We start from the raw sequence: 15,797 nt of genomic DNA, 5'->3' as shown, positions 1-15,797 counted from the left end.
TTTCAAGCTGTTATTTAGCTTATCTAAGCTTTAATGTCGCCAATCCAAGTAGGACGAGGAACAAAGAAATAATCCAAAAACGTACAATCACTCTCGGCTCCGGCCAGCCCTTCAACTCATAATGATGATGAATAGGTGCCATGCGGAAGATGCGCTGTCCACGCAGCTTATAAGAGCCAACTTGTAGGATCACCGATACCGTCTCCATCACAAAGACGCCACCCATAATCACCAATAAGATTTCTTGACGAACCAACACCGCAATTGCGCCTAAAGCTGCACCTAGCGCTAAAGATCCAACATCACCCATAAAGACTTGCGCTGGATAAGTGTTAAACCACAAGAAGCCTAGGCCTGCACCAACAATTGCGGTACAAACAATCACAAGCTCACCCGCACCAGGCAAGTAAGGAAGATGTAAGTAGCTAGCAAACTGAACGTGACCAGACAGGTAAGCAATCAAGGCAAATGCTGCCGCGACCATAACCGTCGGCATAATCGCCAAACCGTCGAGACCGTCAGTTAAATTCACTGCATTGCTTGAGCCCACAATAGTGAAATAAACCAGCACGATAAAGAAGCCGCCAAGCTGAGGCATAATATCTTTAAAGAAAGGCACGACTAACTGGGTTTCACCCGGGCTTTGTGCTGATGCATATAAATACACTGCTATAACTAGTGCAGCCAAAGATTGCAGTAAGTACTTCCACCGAGCAATTAAGCCTTTAGTGTCTTTACGCACCACTTTACGGTAATCATCAATAAAGCCGATTAAGCCAAAGCTACCTAATACAAACAGCACTACCCATACGTAACGGCTACCAAGATCGCCCCACAACAACACACTAATAAACACACCGGCAAGGATCAATAATCCCCCCATCGTTGGCGTGCCGCGTTTGCTAAAGTGCGATTCAGGACCATCATTGCGCACGACTTGGCCAATTTGCATTAGCTGCAGCCGAGCAATCATCTTCGGTCCCCACCAAAGACTAAATACCATTGCCGTCATCAAGCCTAAGATTGCTCGAAAGGTGACATAAGAAAATACGTTAAACCCACTGTAAAACTGGGTTAAATACTCAGCCAGGTAAACCAGCATTAAACAAACTCCCCGCGACCATAGGCCATTGTTAAAGCTTCGACTACACGTTCCATTCTCGCACTGCGAGAACCTTTCACTAGCACTGTGATTTCAGCCGGTAACTCATTAATGTATTGAATTAATCCTGCAACTAAATCATCGATATCGTGATAGTGAGTGGAACCAAAAGCATGACTTGCACCTTCGCTTAGCGTACCGACACAAAACAGCGCGTTAACGCCTTTGGCCTTGGCTAATTCCCCAAGCTCACAATGCAAAAGGGCGGCATTGTCGCCTAATTCACCCAAATCGCCCAGCACTAAACAGCGATTTCCTTTAATTTCTTGAAGCCAGTCAATTGCAGCCCCCACTGAAGCCGGATTTGCATTGTAACTGTCATCAATCACTGTCACTCGTCCAAGTTGACTTGGCAGCATACGTCCTTTTACAGGTTGTAGCTGACTAAGTCCTTGGCAGATCTCAGCTAAAGACAGATCCAGTGCAAGGCACATGCTTGTAGCGGCCAATGCATTTGACACCTGATGACGTCCCGCTAACGGCAATTTAACTCTATGTACTTCTGCACCGTAGCATAGGCTAAAGGCATAACGTCCATAGGCGTCAGCCATCAAATCTGTTGCAAAAACATCAAGATCTCTCGACGTTTCATTTTTAACGCCAAAACATAACTGCTTAACATGGCTAGACGCCTGAAGCATGATATCAGCAAATGCATCATCGGCATTAATCACCGCGGTGCCACCAGTGCCAATATGGTTAAAGATCTCAGATTTGGCCTTAGCCACGCCCTCTAAAGAACCAAAGCCCTCAAGGTGAGCCGACGCCACGTTATTGACCATGGCAACACTTGGCTTAACTAAGCTAGAGGTATAATCAATCTCACCAGCATGGTTTGCTCCGAGTTCAAATACGCCAAATTCATCACCCGCTTGTAACCTTAATAGGGTCAAGGGCACACCAATTTCGTTATTGAAATTGCCTGCGGTATAAAGCACTTGATGTTTCTGCGTCAAAATTGTCGCAATCATCTCTTTTACGCTGGTTTTACCGTTTGAACCGGTTAATGCCACACAAACTGGGGCAAGCTTTTCACGCACATATGCACCAATCTCACCCATCGCCTTTTGACTATTACTGACGATAAGCTGGCTGGCATTTATCGGCAACTCACGCTCAACCAGCAACGCATTAGCACCCGCGTCGACTGCAGCTTGTGCAAAAACGTGGCCATCAAAATTCTCGCCTTTCAGTGCCACAAACAGGGTTTGGCTGTTTACTGCACGACTGTCGCTTGAAACGCTATCTATCAGCACGTCGCTGCCAACAAGTTGACCATTTAAGCGGCTCGCTAGCTCGGCCAAAGAAACGCTAATCATGCTTCACCTTCTGCAATGGCTCTTGTAAATGCTCTTTCATCGTAATTCAATCTTGCACCATTAATCTCTTGATAGGTTTCATGACCTTTACCTGCTAGCAATACCATATCGCCCGCAACTGCCTGAGCCACAACTTCTTTAATAGCCGCTTGACGATCAACTTGTGTTAACGCGTCTTCAGGCCGCTGTAGCCCCGCTAAAATATCGGCAATAATTGCATTCGGATCTTCACTGCGCGAGTTATCGTTAGTCACCATCACCTTATCGGCAAACTGCTCTGCACTGGCGGCCATCATAGGGCGCTTGCCCTTATCTCTGTCGCCACCACAACCGAACACACACCAAAGCAGGCTTTTACAATGCACTCTGAGCGCTTTTAGCGCCTGCTCAATAGCATCTGGAGTGTGGGCATAATCAACCACCAATGTGACGCCATTTTTAGTGGTAAAACGCTCCATACGACCTGCTACCGGCTCCAGCTTTTCTGCTAGTGCCACCAGCGCATGCATATCTTCACCGAGTAGGTAAAGCGCGCCTAGGGCTGCTAATAGGTTTGAGAGGTTAAAGTCGCCGAGTAACGGAGAGTTAAGCTTGGCCTCACCCGTTGGCCAAACCAAGGTGCATGACACGCCACCATCATGAAAATGACAATCTTTGCTATAAATGGCAGCCTTGGCATCCGCTTTGATACTAAAGCCGATAAGCTTGTCTGACGCTAGCTCTGCAAGCCAGTCTCGACCTAAGGCATCATCACAATTAATTAAGCCCGCGCGTAGGCTGGTAAATTGGAACAAGCGCTTTTTGGCTGCACCATAGGCATCCATGGTGTGATGATAATCTAAGTGATCACGACTTAAGTTGGTAAATACCGCCACATCAAATGGAACCGCCTCGACCCGCCCTTGCACTAGACCATGGCTAGAGACTTCCATTGCGCAGGTATCGGCGCCGCGTTGTTCAAAATCTTGCAACTGTTTAATAAGCGTGATGGGATCGGCGGTGGTGTTGCCACTATCAACAAGTTCGCCCCACAAACCATTACCTAAGGTCCCCATCACCGCAGTTGTTTTACCCTGCAATAATTGCAACTGTGCCACTAGCTGAGTCACAGAGGTTTTGCCATTAGTCCCTGTCACGCCAATAATTTGGGGGCGCGATTGAGACAGTGGATAAGTTTGCGCAGCCAAGGCTGAAATTTGTCTATTCAGCTGGAAAAATAGGATCTGGAGCCCAGCCTCATTGATAACCTTACCGTGCTCATCGGGTGAGTCGGTATGCACTAAGGCTGCGACTGCACCGCGCTCAAAGGCTGCAGTAATATATTTGCGACCATCGACTTGATAGCCTGGAATAGCAACGAACAGGTAGCCAGCTTGTACAGCACGGCTATCTAGTGTGAGCTCCAAGAAGTCTTCGGCTCCCGAATAATGGAACCATGGCGCTAATAGATCGCGTATTAGCATTATTCAACACTCCTAGAATTAGCAGCTAAACGGACCTTTTCACGATTTGAAATAGGCTCAACGTTTAGCATTTGTAAAGCACCTGACATGACCGCGGCAAAAACGGGCGCCGCAACATCGCCGCCATAATAGCGATCGCCTTTTGGCTCATTCACTACAACGGCAATGGCGAGTTTAGGATTGTGCACAGGAGCAACGCCGGCAAATAACGCTACGTAGTCTTCGCCATAACCACCGGCTACCGCCTTACGTGCAGTACCGGTTTTCCCCGCTACTGGATAACCTTCAATATGGGCCTTACGCGCGGTGCCACCTTTTTCTGTCACTCCAACCAACATCTCCATGACACCTTGTGCCACTTCAGGAGAAAGCACTTGGGTACCTTCAGGCTTTTGTTTTAGTTTTAAAATCGAAACTGGGTACAGTACGCCCTTGTTGCCCAAAATTGAGTACATTCTTGCAAGCTGTAGTGGTGTGGCCATTAAGCCGTAACCAAAAGACAAGGTCGCACGTTCAAACTCAGACCAACGACGACGGTCGTGAATAAGCCCGGCACTTTCACCTTCTAAATTTATTCCAGAATAATTACCCAGCCCCATGGTTTGGTAGGCGCCTAATAGTTCCTGCACTGGCATAGATAACGCAATCTTTGTCATACCCACGTTACTGGAATGCACCAAAATGCCACTCAGGGAAAGATCGCCATAGTTTCGACCGTCACGGACAATCTTACCGCCGATGCGCATACGACCAGGATTGGTCTTAATAATCTGATCAGCCTTAATGGTGCCAGCTTCGAGTGCCGCTGCGACCACAAATGGCTTGATAGTAGAACCAGGCTCATAGGAGTCAGTTAGGGCGCGGTTACGCATACGATAACTTTGCAGGTTTTCGCGAGAATTAGGGTTGTACGATGGCGTGTTAGCCATTGCCAATACTTCACCGGTATGCACATCTAACACCACGATAGAACCGGATGTTGCTTGGTTAATCTCAGTGGCTTTTTTAAGCTCGCGATAGGCAAGCTGTTGAATGCGTTGGTCAATACTTAGCACTAAGTCATTAGGGCTCTCGCCCTCCTGCACCATATCAAGACGCTCGACGACATGACCGTCACGTGACTTTCGTACTTTTTGCTTGCTCGGCGTGCCAGTTAGCCAGTCGTTATAGCTATTTTCAAGCCCTTCAATGCCTTTATCATCGATATTGGTGATACCTACTAACTGCGCCGAGATCTCACCGGTTGGGTAATAACGACGTGATTCAGGCTTAAGGTAAACACCCGGTAGCTTTAACTGTTTGATATAGTCGGCAACCGCTGGAGTCACTTGGCGTTTAAGGTAGGTAAAGCGTTTACGAGGATTAGACTGAACACGTTTAAGAATATCTTCTTTTGGCTCATGCAAAACATCCGCTAATGCTTGCCAGCGGCGCATATCAGCAAAACCATTCTTGTCATGAACCACTTTAGGATCGGCATATACCGCTTTGACCGGCACACTCACCGCGAGCATCTCACCATTACGGTCGGTGATGAGGCCACGCTGCACTTCACGACTCGTGGTGCGCAGTGTACGCATGTCACTTTGGTGACGTAGCATTTCAGGCTCGATGATTTGAATATAAGCAGCTCGGCCAACCAAACTGGTAAACAGCAGGCAAACAAAAGCCACCACGACGTATAAACGCCATTGGATTAACTGTGGTTTTTGTTTACGCTTTGCCTGTTTGCTCATGGCACTCTTACGACAACCTCATCTTTTGGTAGCGGACGATTCATATTAAGCTCTTTAGTCGCTATGCGGGTTATACGGCTATGCTCAGACCGTGACTGCTCTTCTAAAAGCAAGTTACGCCATTCAATATCTAGCCTGTCTCTTTCTTGTAATAACTGATCCCACTGGCTGGTGTACTTTCGTCCTTCATGACTGGTGTACACCACCGCAATCGCATTTAGCATCACCAGCAATGCTAAGATCATGACCCATTTGTGATGCCAAAGATCTAGCAACACGATTCGAGTTAAATTCAATTGCGATTTACTCACGCTAACCTCTAGCTCACTTACACTTCGTAAGGTAAGCGTTGGGCAATACGCAGCACCGAGCTACGTGCTCTTGCGTTACGCTCAATCTCTTCTGCTGAAGGCTTAATCGCTTTACCAACGCCCTTGAGCTTACGTGACTTATTAATCTCTTCTTCAGTAATAGGCAGGCCATGAGGTACGCTTTCGCCTTGGCTATTACGACGAATGAAGCGTTTTACCATACGGTCTTCAAGCGAATGGAAGCTGATCACTGACAAGCGACCTTCTGGCGCTAACACGGTTAATGCGCCTTCTAGAGCCTGGTCAATTTGCTCTAGTTCACTGTTGATATAAATACGGATAGCTTGGAATACGCGAGTAGCTGGATGCTTATTACGCTCTTTGTTCTTAGTGATTCGAGCGATTAAGTCCGCAAGCTCTTTGGTGCGCAAAAAAGGGGCTTTCTCACGATCGGCTGCGATACAGCGAGCAATATGGCGCGCATTTTTCTCTTCGCCATAGGTTTTAAACACCCACGCCATATCTTCGATTTCGGCGCGAGCAATCCACTGGGCTGCAGTTTGTCCCTGAGAGTTGTCCATACGCATATCTAATGGGCCGTCTCTTAAGAAACTAAAACCACGTTCCGCATCATCGAGCTGAGGCGATGAAACGCCAAAGTCCAACAACACGCCATCAATTTTGCCTTTCAGGCCTAACTCTTCTACATAGTCTGCCAACTGGCCAAAACCACCATGCACAATTTGAAAACGGCTATCATCTTTAAACTGCTGCGCCGCTGCGATCGCCTGCGGATCACGATCGATAGCAATCAATCTTCCATTCGGTCCAAGTTCTTCAAGAACTTTTCTAGAATGACCACCACGACCAAATGTGCCATCGATATAGATGCCATCAGGTTTTATGTTTAAGCCAGCAACTGTTTCCGTTAACAGGACTGATAGGTGTTCAAATTCTTGTGTCATGGGTTTCTTCTACTTTTAAGTATCACTCGCTAAAGTGAAAAATCTGCCAAACGTTCGTTAGCAGCCAAATCTTCATTAAGAATCGCTAATCGACTCTGCTCAATCTGTTGTTGCCATGCCGCTTCGTCCCACAGCTCAAACTTGTTGAGCTGACCGACTAACATCGCCCGCTTATCTAAGTTGGCATATTGACGTAAAGGCGTTGGTAACAGCATGCGACCGTTACCATCTAATTCACATTCGTGGGCGTATCCGAGCAACATGCGTTTAATTGCTCTTTCGGTAGGCTGTGTGTCGGAAAGTAACGCGAGTTTAGCTGCAACTTTGTCCCACTCTTGAATGGGATACAGCAATAAACAAGAGGATTGAATATCTACAGTGATCACAAGTTGACTATTATGGCAGGCGTGCAGCGGCTCACGGTATCGCTTTGGTATTGCGATCCGTCCTTTTGTATCAAGGTTTATAGCGCTGGCCCCAGAAAACACCTTATTGTCATCCCTGTTATTCTATAAATTACCCACAAATATCCACATTTCCCCACAACAGCTAAGTTTAGGGATAGAACGCAAGACTTGTCAAGGAAAGCCGCTTATTTAAGATCCAGCAACCAAGCGGGTTAGCAGCGCATTTTGATTAAAATAAAATGAATAAGCCTACTAGGGATTTAAGTGGGGATGCTATGTGACTTCTGGGCTAAAAAGTAGGAAAAACAGACAGAAGACAGGGGGGCATTGACCGCATTTAAAGCCCATTGTGGATATTTCCCCCATAAAATTGGCGTTAACGCAGATGACCTTATTCAAAATTGCCAGATAAAAGCACAGTAGCATCGAGATGACTTAGCTTTAAATTAATCATAATTAACCAAATTGGTTGCAAATTACGCCTCCAATACAGGATAAATTTGCTCACCTCAAAATAAAGACTAAATTTTAACCAGCTCATGCCGATAAATAGATAATCACATTTAATGCTGGGGTGCCAAATGATTAGTCTAGATAGTGTATATGCCATGCTTGCTAAGCCGGTCTTATCGAAGCTAAAGACTAAGGAAAAAGTAAAGCGTATCGATAATAGTGCTGCAATCAGTGCCGATAGCCATGAGCCGCCACAGTCTCAACTACCGCCTCACCTAGAAAGGCGCTCTTCAAGCGATGATAGGCGCAAAGATCAACAAATTGCTTACCAACTCGACCCCAGCCTAGAGAGAAGAAAAGGCGCAAGCAAAGACCGCCGAGCTAAAGAAGCACAAGATAATCCAGAAGAACTGACTCTGCCGCAAATAGCTCAATCAGCTGAGGCGACTCATTCTAACCAGCCAACTCATTTTAACGAGCCTGCTAGCTCAACAGAGTCTGAACCCGCAACAAAACAGAGTGAGTCGCTCCACACTAAGATCGACATCAATGTATAGCTTTGTGGTTAGTGGTTATCGCTTAGCGGATCCGAGCCACAGCATCTTGCCAGCCTTGATATAAGCTATCGCGTTTTTGTGCCGTGATCTGTGGCGTAAAGCTACGCTCCACTCCCGCTTTCAGCTTTAGCTCATCAGTTGACTCCCAAAACCCAACCGCCAATCCCGCTAGAAATGCGGCCCCCATGGCCGTGGTTTCAGTTAAATCAGGCCGCTGAACTTCAACATTGGTAATATCTGACTGAAACTGCATTAAGAAATCGTTCGCTACCGCACCGCCATCGACTTTAATCTGCTTAAGCTCAACATGACTATCTTTAGCCATGGCATCAAGCAAATCACGACTTTGATAAGCTATCGCTTCAAGTGCGGCCCTAATGATATGGTTACGATTAGCGCCCCGAGTTAACCCCACTAAGGCGCCCCTCGCGTCTGGATCCCAGTATGGCGCGCCCAAACCGACAAACGCAGGAATTAAATATACCCCATGGGTATCTTCAACTTTAGAGGCAAAGTATTCGGTATCTTGTGCATCACGAATAAGCCCCAGCTCATCTCTAAGCCATTGCACTGTGGCGCCGCCCATGAAAACCGAGCCCTCTAGCGCGTAATTCACCTCACCATTAGCACCAATGGCTATAGTGGTTAATAGCCCATGCTGTGACTGAACGGCCTCAAGACCGGTATTCATTAATAAGAAACACCCGGTGCCATAAGTATTTTTTGCCATCCCCTCTTCAATACAAAGCTGACCAAACAATGCCGCCTGCTGATCGCCAGCCATACCTGCTATAGCAATATGGCTACCTTCACCCACGATACGAGTATGACCGTAAACAGCCGAAGAAGGTTTGACCTCTGGTAAAATTGAACGCGGAATATTGAGCGCCTTAAGCAGAGTCTCATCCCACTCTTGGGTGTGAATATTAAATAACAGGGTGCGCGATGCATTCGTTGGATCGGTGACATGGGCTTGTCCCTCGGTGAGCTTCCACACCAGCCAGGTATCAATCGTGCCGAATAGCAACTCACCTTTTTCCGCGCGCTCCCTCACTCCTGCTACATTATCCAGAATCCACTTAATTTTTGTGCCAGAGAAATAAGGATCAAGCAGTAAACCTGTTGCTTGCTTAACATAATCTTCCAGCCCCTGTGCTTTTAAGTCATCACAGATAGCTTTACTACGACGGCATTGCCATACAATTGCATTGTAAACCGGCTTGCCTGTCGCTTTATCCCATATCACAGTGGTTTCGCGCTGGTTGGTAATGCCGATAGCGGCAACATCTTCACTATGAATGTCAGCTCGCGCTAATGCCTCAATGAGTGTCGAACTTTGCGAAGCCCAGATCTCCATCGCGTCATGTTCAACCCAACCCGGTTTTGGGTACATCTGACTAAACTCACGCTGGCAGCTAGCGACCATATTGGTATTGTGATCAAACACGATGGCTCGAGAACTAGTAGTACCTTGATCCAGTGCAATGATGTATTTCTTTGACACGTATGCTTTCCTTATTGACGCGTTTCTTTTAATAGGCCGATCTCTGGCTGAACAATGCCTGGCTCGCTGCTCTCTACCCATGTGGTTTGATCACAAGCATGGGCAGGGTAATACCAAACCGCACTAATTTTATCGCCCGATAACTGATAAACACCAAGGCTACACTGACTACTTTGCTCACCTTCATGGCTCCAAGTCACCTCTTCAACGGTACTGACATAATTTGCCGACACGACTATCTGCCTCAATGTGGCATGGGCGTCAGTTAGACTGGAAAAATAGTCCGTCATAGCCGCCCCCAGCTCATGCTGAGTCGCTGTTTCAACATCCATTTTAGTGCCCGATAAATTAAACCAATGCACATTAGGCGTAGTATGTTGCAGTAACTGCTCGACACTATGATTATTAAAGCCTTGAATAAACTGTTTTACGACTGTCACAGAATCGGGCTGTTGAGCTTCAATCGCTAAAGTATTACTAGCGCTAGCCAGTGGCGATACGCTCATCAATGCTGAACCGATAGCCAGTAACCAAATCTTGGGTTTCATGGTGAACCTCTTATTTATTTTTATGCTTTTGGGCAGTGGGTTGAATAACGCACTACAAGGAGACCTTGTAGTTATCATCATCTAAATGTGCTTCATTCTTTTTTACCACGAAACTGACCGCTCATCCAACTCAGCAGTAGTTATACCCATCAGTATAAGAAAGTGCTCGACTCAGTATGTTGTTGGCAAACGAATTAAAGGCCAATAAATGATGCTATTGTTGACCGCGCTCTACATGCAAGTGCTCCCCGGCAAAGTCATTTAACTAGAAGTCATTTAACTAGAAGTCATTTAACGTAAAAGTCGGCAGCGAAATGTTCTAACAAAAAGCCTCGCATAGGCGAGGCTTTAAATTAAAACTGTCAGGGCTAAACACCTTAATTGTGGCTAAGGTAAGTCCCGTACTAGAGGCTACATTAGAAGCGGTAAGTCGCCTGAACACCAACTAGAATGATGTTGCCGCTAACCTGACCTTCGAAAGTACCGCCAAACATAGCAGAGTCAGCTTCATGTTCATGAATTGGAGACTCATCAGCAAAGATGTAAGTTGCACCAAAATCGAAATCTAGGTTGTCGCTATACTGGTAACCATAACCCACGCTCAACCATAAACGGTCAACTTCAGGAATTGTGGTTGTACGATTAGCATCAGACACTGCAGCTTGGTCGTAAGCAACACCTGTTCTTAGCGTTGATTTTTGTGACAACTGGTAAGTTGCACCAACGGCAAAACGGTAGTTGTCTTCCCAGTTCTCTTGCTTAACTAGAATAGGATTGGCAGAGATCTCTGGGATCATTGCTTCTAGCTTTTCAAACGAACTCCAATCAGTCCAGTTAACACTTGCGTGGATAGCAAGTTTCTCAGTCAACTGATGGAAGCTAGCAATTTCTGCTGTAGCTGGAAGTGCAAGCTCCATTGATCCATCATAATGACTAGAAGGTGCTTTACCTTGCATTAGCATGGCAACGTCAAAACCTAGACCTTTAGCGTCGCCTTCAAGGTTTTGCTCTACTTCAGAGCGGTAGTTAAAACCGATACGGTTATCGGCGTTAATCTGCCATGCACCACCTAACTGCCAACCCCAAGAGATGTCATCGCCTTCCATATACTTAAGCGTCGAGCCTGCAGGCACGATTGTTCCTGTTGGAGCCTGAGCGCCGAAACTTCCTTCACCAAGAACCAAACGCACACCCGCACCAACACTGAATTGCTCGTTTATGCGATATGCAACGTTCGGGTTGATTTCGATTGCCATAATCGAAGCTTCATTACCAAACTGAGTCGCAAGGAAGTCATCATCTAGTTCAGTCGCCATACCGAAGTTACTGCCAACGGCTAAACCAAGGAACCATTGGTCATTTAACTGATGAGATACGTAGAAGTTAGGAACTACGGCATCGCCAGCGATATCTTTTGCTGATGATGGTGTTGTAACACCATTTGATGTGACGTAACCATCGACATCAATATCTGGCATAACCAATATCGCACCCGTGCTAAGTTGAGTGCCTTCTAAATAGGTAAGCATCGCAGGGTTACGAAATTGCGCAGCAGCGTTATCGGCCATGGCTGCTTCACCAGCATACGCACGACCCAACCCAGTTGCAGAGTATTCAGCTAATTGAAAACCAGCAGCTTGAACCTGTGTAACCGTCCCCAAAAGTGCTGTACTCACAGCAAGAGTTATTAAACGCTTATTCATTTGTTATCTCTAATTATGTTAACAAGAAGTAGAGTATTAACTCCACTTTTTAATGTCGGCGATTTTACAACTGCAGAATATCTTTTCAAGTACTTTATAAAAAACAGCACAAAACACTGGCAAAAATAACGACAGGCAGAATAAATATAGAAGAGATCACACTTTAAAACATAAGAACTGTGCCAGCATCAGGGGTTACCGTCGCTGAATGATATTAATGATTGGTTACACACCGAGGAAATAAACTTATTAATCATAAGGATAGAACCAAGATATGGCGCGTACGAATGTACTCTACAAATTAAGCCAAATAGTAGTGATAATAACTGGCACATTTATAAGATCAGATTCATTCAGACGGGGATGCACAAGCAAATAAAACAAAAACAGCAACTTAACTTATATAGCAAAGGCTAAATTAAACAAAGCCATTTAGAAAAAAATCTAAATGGCTTCAGCAAAACTCAATAATGGTACAGCTGTACGCTAATTTTTAGACGCTATTTTAATGTGTTTAGACTCTCCAAGATGGAATGTTAGCTTCATAATTAGCAATCGTATCGGCATGTGACAGGGTTAGCCCAATCGCATCTAATCCATTTAATAAATTGTGTCTTGCCGACTGAGCAATATCAAAATGGAATACCGCGCCTGAAGGACTGGTCACGGTTAAAGCCTGAAGATCAATACCGATCTCCGCCCCTTCTTCAGCTTCAACCTCAGCCATTAGCTGTTTAACTTCTGCGTCAGCGAGCTTTACCGGCAACAAACCATTATTAATAGAGTTACCATAAAAGATATCGGCAAAGCTTGGCGCAATAATCACTTTAAAACCAAAATCAGCCAATGCCCATGGTGCATGCTCTCGGCTTGAACCACAGCCAAAGTTTTCCTGCGACACCAAAACTGACGCCCCCTTATAGCGAGGCTTATTCAAAGTAAAATCTGGATTTGGCTTATCGCCTGCATCATCTAGATAACGCCAATCATGAAATAAATGAACACCAAAGCCGTCTCGGGTCACCTTAGACAAAAATTGCTTAGGGATGATCTGGTCGGTATCGACGTTTGCACTATCTAAGATAACCGCAAGCCCCGTATGTGAGATAAATGGTTGCATGCTGCTCTCCTAGTATGGTTTACGAATATCAACAAAATGACCCGCAACCGCTGCGGCGGCTGCCATAGCTGGACTCACTAAGTGAGTACGACTACCTCGTCCTTGTCGACCTTCAAAATTACGATTACTGGTCGAAGCGCAGCGATCGCCTGCTTCTAACTTGTCATCGTTCATTGCTAAACACATAGAGCAGCCTGGTAAGCGCCACTCAAAGCCTGCATCTAAGAAGATCTTATCTAAGCCTTCTGCTTCTGCTTGCTCTTTCACTAGACCCGAACCCGGCACGACGATGGCTTTAACACCGTCAGCCACCTTGCGACCTTTAGCATGCACCGCTGCTGCGCGTAGATCTTCAATGCGAGAGTTGGTACACGAACCGATAAATACCTTATTAATGCTGACATCGGTCATTAAGGTGCCCGCGGATAAATCTACGTACTCTAGCGCTTTCTCAATGCTGGTTTTGACCGTAGGGTTGCTTTCTTGAGCGGGATTAGGAACCAGTTGATCGATCGCCACGACTTGTCCAGGGTTAGTGCCCCAGGTTAATTGTGGTGCAATATCTTTAGCTTCAATCACTACGGTCGCGTCAAATACGGCATCGGCATCAGTTTTTAGCTGACTCCATGCTTTAACTGCTTGCTTCCAGCAAGTGCCCTTAGGTGCAAACTCACGACCCTCTAAGTACTCAGCTGTTGTGGCATCGGGTGCTATCATGCCTGCTTTGGCGCCCATTTCGATGGCCATATTACAAACTGTCATGCGGCCTTCCATCGTTAAGGCTTCAATCGCTTCACCGCAGAATTCGACCACATAGCCTGTACCGCCATCCATACCAATTTTGCCAATAATGGCCAGCACGATATCTTTAGCCGTAATGCCATCAGCAACATGACCGCGCACTTCAATCTTCATCGTCTTAGCTTTAAGCTGGCGCAAAGTTTGCGTTGCCATCACATGCTCGACTTCAGAGGTTCCAATGCCAAAGGCCAGCGCACCAAAAGCGCCATGGGTTGCAGTATGTGAGTCGCCACATACAATTACGGTACCCGGCAAGGTGATACCTAGCTCTGGGCCCATCACATGTACAATACCCTGGTTTTTATGGTGAATATCATAAAGACGTACACCGAACTCTTTACAGTTACGCTCTAGGGTTTCAACCTGCGTGCGCGCCATTGGGCTTAACGCATCTAAACTGGCACTCGTGGTGGAGGTATTGTGATCCATCGTCGCGAAGGTTTTTTCTGGTGCACGTAATTTACGCCCAGCCACTTTTAGCCCACTAAAGGCTTGAGGAGACGTCACTTCATGCACTAAATGCCGATCTACATAGATAATTGGCGCCTCACCTTCGGCTGTAAACACAATATGGTTATCCCATACCTTTTCATATAATGTCTTAGCCATGACTACACTCCTTCTCGCACAAGCTTGGCAATATAATCACCCATCTCGCTGGTTGATTTAGCGTTGTGGCGATCTTCAGTAGCAAGTAGCTCACCAGTTAGGTAACCGTCACTCAATGCCTGACCGACTGCATTTTCAATCGTTGTTGCCGCCTCTTCTTGCTTTAGGCTATGACGCAGTAATAATGCAGCCGAAAGAATTTGCGCTACTGGGTTAGCAATGCCTTGACCAGCAATGTCAGGTGCACTACCACCAGCAGGTTCATACAAACCAAAGCCTGAGCTATTCATGCTAATAGAGGAAAGTAAGCCCATCGAGCCTGTTAACATGGCAATTTCATCAGAGATGATGTCGCCAAAAAGGTTAGAGCACAGCATGACATCAAATTCATCGGGACGACGGAGTAGTTGCATGGTCGCGTTATCGATATAGATATGTTCTAGCTCAACATCTGGAAAGTCTTTAGCAACCTCTTCAACCACTTCTCGCCATAACACTGAACAAGCAAGTACATTGGCTTTATCGACAGAGGTGACTTTCTTACGACGCCCTTGCGCGGTTTCAAAGGCGATTTTTGCAATGCGTCGGATCTCTTTGCGGCTATAGCGCATAGTATCAAACGCTTCTTCGTTTTCGCCTTCACCTTGGCGCCCCTTAGGCTTACCAAAATAGATCCCACTGGTTAGCTCTCGCACACAAAGCACGTCAAAACCACGAGAAGAGATATCGCTGCGTAGCGGTGACATATGCTCAAGGCCCGCGTGCAACTTTGCCGGACGCATATTGCAAAAAAGCTCGAAGTGGCCACGTAGTGGTAATAATGCGCCGCGTTCTGGCTGATCATTAGGAGCAAGGTGCTCCCACTTTGGGCCGCCCACTGAGCCAAACAAAATTGCGTCCGCCGCTTCACAACCTTTTAGTGTGGCTTCAGGTAGCGGGCAACCGTGATTATCGATCGCCGCGCCGCCAACATCATATTCAGTATATTCAATCGATAGTGCAAAACGCTCTTCTGTCGCCTTTAGCACTTTGCGCGCTTCAGCCATCACCTCTGGTCCAATGCCATCTCCGGCCAGTACTGCAATCTGATAACTCATACTTCGGCTCACTCCTGTGGTTTATTCTTCAATTTGTTCGTT

General features: G+C 46.3%; 14 protein-coding genes. 1 reads left to right on the top strand and 13 read right to left on the bottom strand.

Annotated elements, in window-relative coordinates; genetic code table 11:
- Positions 1–19: 19 nt before the first annotated feature.
- The 7 genes from mraY to mraZ are packed head-to-tail and all read right to left on the bottom strand — an operon-like array spanning position 20 to position 7,444.
- Entirely contained in the window at positions 20–1,102 is a 1,083-nt protein-coding gene (gene mraY / locus ACVBIK_RS15900; protein WP_447162402.1) for a phospho-N-acetylmuramoyl-pentapeptide-transferase, read from the bottom strand.
- Positions 1,102–2,481: a UDP-N-acetylmuramoyl-tripeptide--D-alanyl-D-alanine ligase gene (locus ACVBIK_RS15895; protein ID WP_447170064.1), complete on the bottom strand. Its 1,380-nt coding sequence runs from the start codon at positions 2,479–2,481 to the stop codon at positions 1,102–1,104. The genes mraY and ACVBIK_RS15895 overlap by 1 nt, the downstream gene beginning before the upstream one ends.
- A complete protein-coding gene (gene murE, locus ACVBIK_RS15890) occupies positions 2,478–3,944 on the bottom strand; it encodes a UDP-N-acetylmuramoyl-L-alanyl-D-glutamate--2,6-diaminopimelate ligase (protein ID WP_447170063.1) in 1,467 nt (488 codons plus the stop codon). The genes ACVBIK_RS15895 and murE overlap by 4 nt, the downstream gene beginning before the upstream one ends.
- Complete coding sequence (locus ACVBIK_RS15885; RefSeq protein WP_447162399.1) at positions 3,944–5,680, bottom strand: peptidoglycan D,D-transpeptidase FtsI family protein; 1,737 nt, start codon at positions 5,678–5,680, stop codon at positions 3,944–3,946. Before ACVBIK_RS15885 ends, murE begins: the two co-directional genes overlap by 1 nt.
- The gene (gene ftsL / locus ACVBIK_RS15880; RefSeq protein WP_447162398.1) at positions 5,677–5,991 is read right to left on the bottom strand and encodes a cell division protein FtsL; all 315 of its coding nucleotides are present in this window, start codon (positions 5,989–5,991) and stop codon (positions 5,677–5,679) included. Before ftsL ends, ACVBIK_RS15885 begins: the two co-directional genes overlap by 4 nt.
- Positions 5,992–6,008: 17 nt before the next feature.
- A complete protein-coding gene (gene rsmH, locus ACVBIK_RS15875; RefSeq protein WP_447162397.1) occupies positions 6,009–6,956 on the bottom strand; it encodes a 16S rRNA (cytosine(1402)-N(4))-methyltransferase RsmH in 948 nt (315 codons plus the stop codon).
- A 29-nt stretch (positions 6,957–6,985) separates the two neighbouring features.
- Entirely contained in the window at positions 6,986–7,444 is a 459-nt protein-coding gene (mraZ, locus tag ACVBIK_RS15870) for a division/cell wall cluster transcriptional repressor MraZ (RefSeq protein ID WP_447162396.1), read from the bottom strand.
- A 500-nt stretch (positions 7,445–7,944) separates the two neighbouring features.
- Here mraZ and ACVBIK_RS15865 point away from each other — a divergent pair, with 500 nt between their 5' ends.
- Complete coding sequence (locus ACVBIK_RS15865) at positions 7,945–8,373, top strand: hypothetical protein (protein ID WP_447170062.1); 429 nt, start codon at positions 7,945–7,947, stop codon at positions 8,371–8,373.
- 22 nt (positions 8,374–8,395) lie between these two features.
- Here the strand turns inward: ACVBIK_RS15865 and glpK are convergent, their stop codons facing one another.
- The 6 genes from glpK to leuB all read right to left on the bottom strand — a co-directional run bounded on the left by glpK (position 8,396) and on the right by leuB (position 15,755).
- Entirely contained in the window at positions 8,396–9,877 is a 1,482-nt protein-coding gene (glpK, locus tag ACVBIK_RS15860; RefSeq protein WP_447162394.1) for a glycerol kinase GlpK, read from the bottom strand.
- A gap of 11 nt (positions 9,878–9,888) precedes the next feature.
- A complete protein-coding gene (locus ACVBIK_RS15855) occupies positions 9,889–10,425 on the bottom strand; it encodes a nuclear transport factor 2 family protein (protein WP_447162393.1) in 537 nt (178 codons plus the stop codon).
- Between the two features lie 416 nt (positions 10,426–10,841).
- Positions 10,842–12,128 carry an outer membrane protein transport protein gene (locus tag ACVBIK_RS15850; RefSeq protein WP_447162392.1) on the bottom strand — a complete coding sequence of 429 codons (1,287 nt, stop codon included), beginning with the start codon at positions 12,126–12,128 and terminating at the stop codon, positions 10,842–10,844.
- 514 nt (positions 12,129–12,642) lie between these two features.
- A complete protein-coding gene (gene leuD, locus ACVBIK_RS15845) occupies positions 12,643–13,248 on the bottom strand; it encodes a 3-isopropylmalate dehydratase small subunit (RefSeq protein ID WP_447163455.1) in 606 nt (201 codons plus the stop codon).
- Positions 13,249–13,257: 9 nt separating this feature from the next.
- Positions 13,258–14,658, bottom strand: a complete 1,401-nt coding sequence (gene leuC, locus ACVBIK_RS15840; RefSeq protein WP_447170061.1) for a 3-isopropylmalate dehydratase large subunit — start codon at positions 14,656–14,658, stop codon at positions 13,258–13,260.
- Between the two features lie 2 nt (positions 14,659–14,660).
- Positions 14,661–15,755: a 3-isopropylmalate dehydrogenase gene (leuB, locus tag ACVBIK_RS15835; protein WP_447170060.1), complete on the bottom strand. Its 1,095-nt coding sequence runs from the start codon at positions 15,753–15,755 to the stop codon at positions 14,661–14,663.
- Positions 15,756–15,797: the final 42 nt, after the last annotated feature.

Source organism: Shewanella sp. 125m-1 (assembly GCF_052977065.1).
The sequence above is the reverse complement of the archived record's forward strand: the minus strand, read 5'-3'. Positions and strand labels throughout refer to the sequence as shown.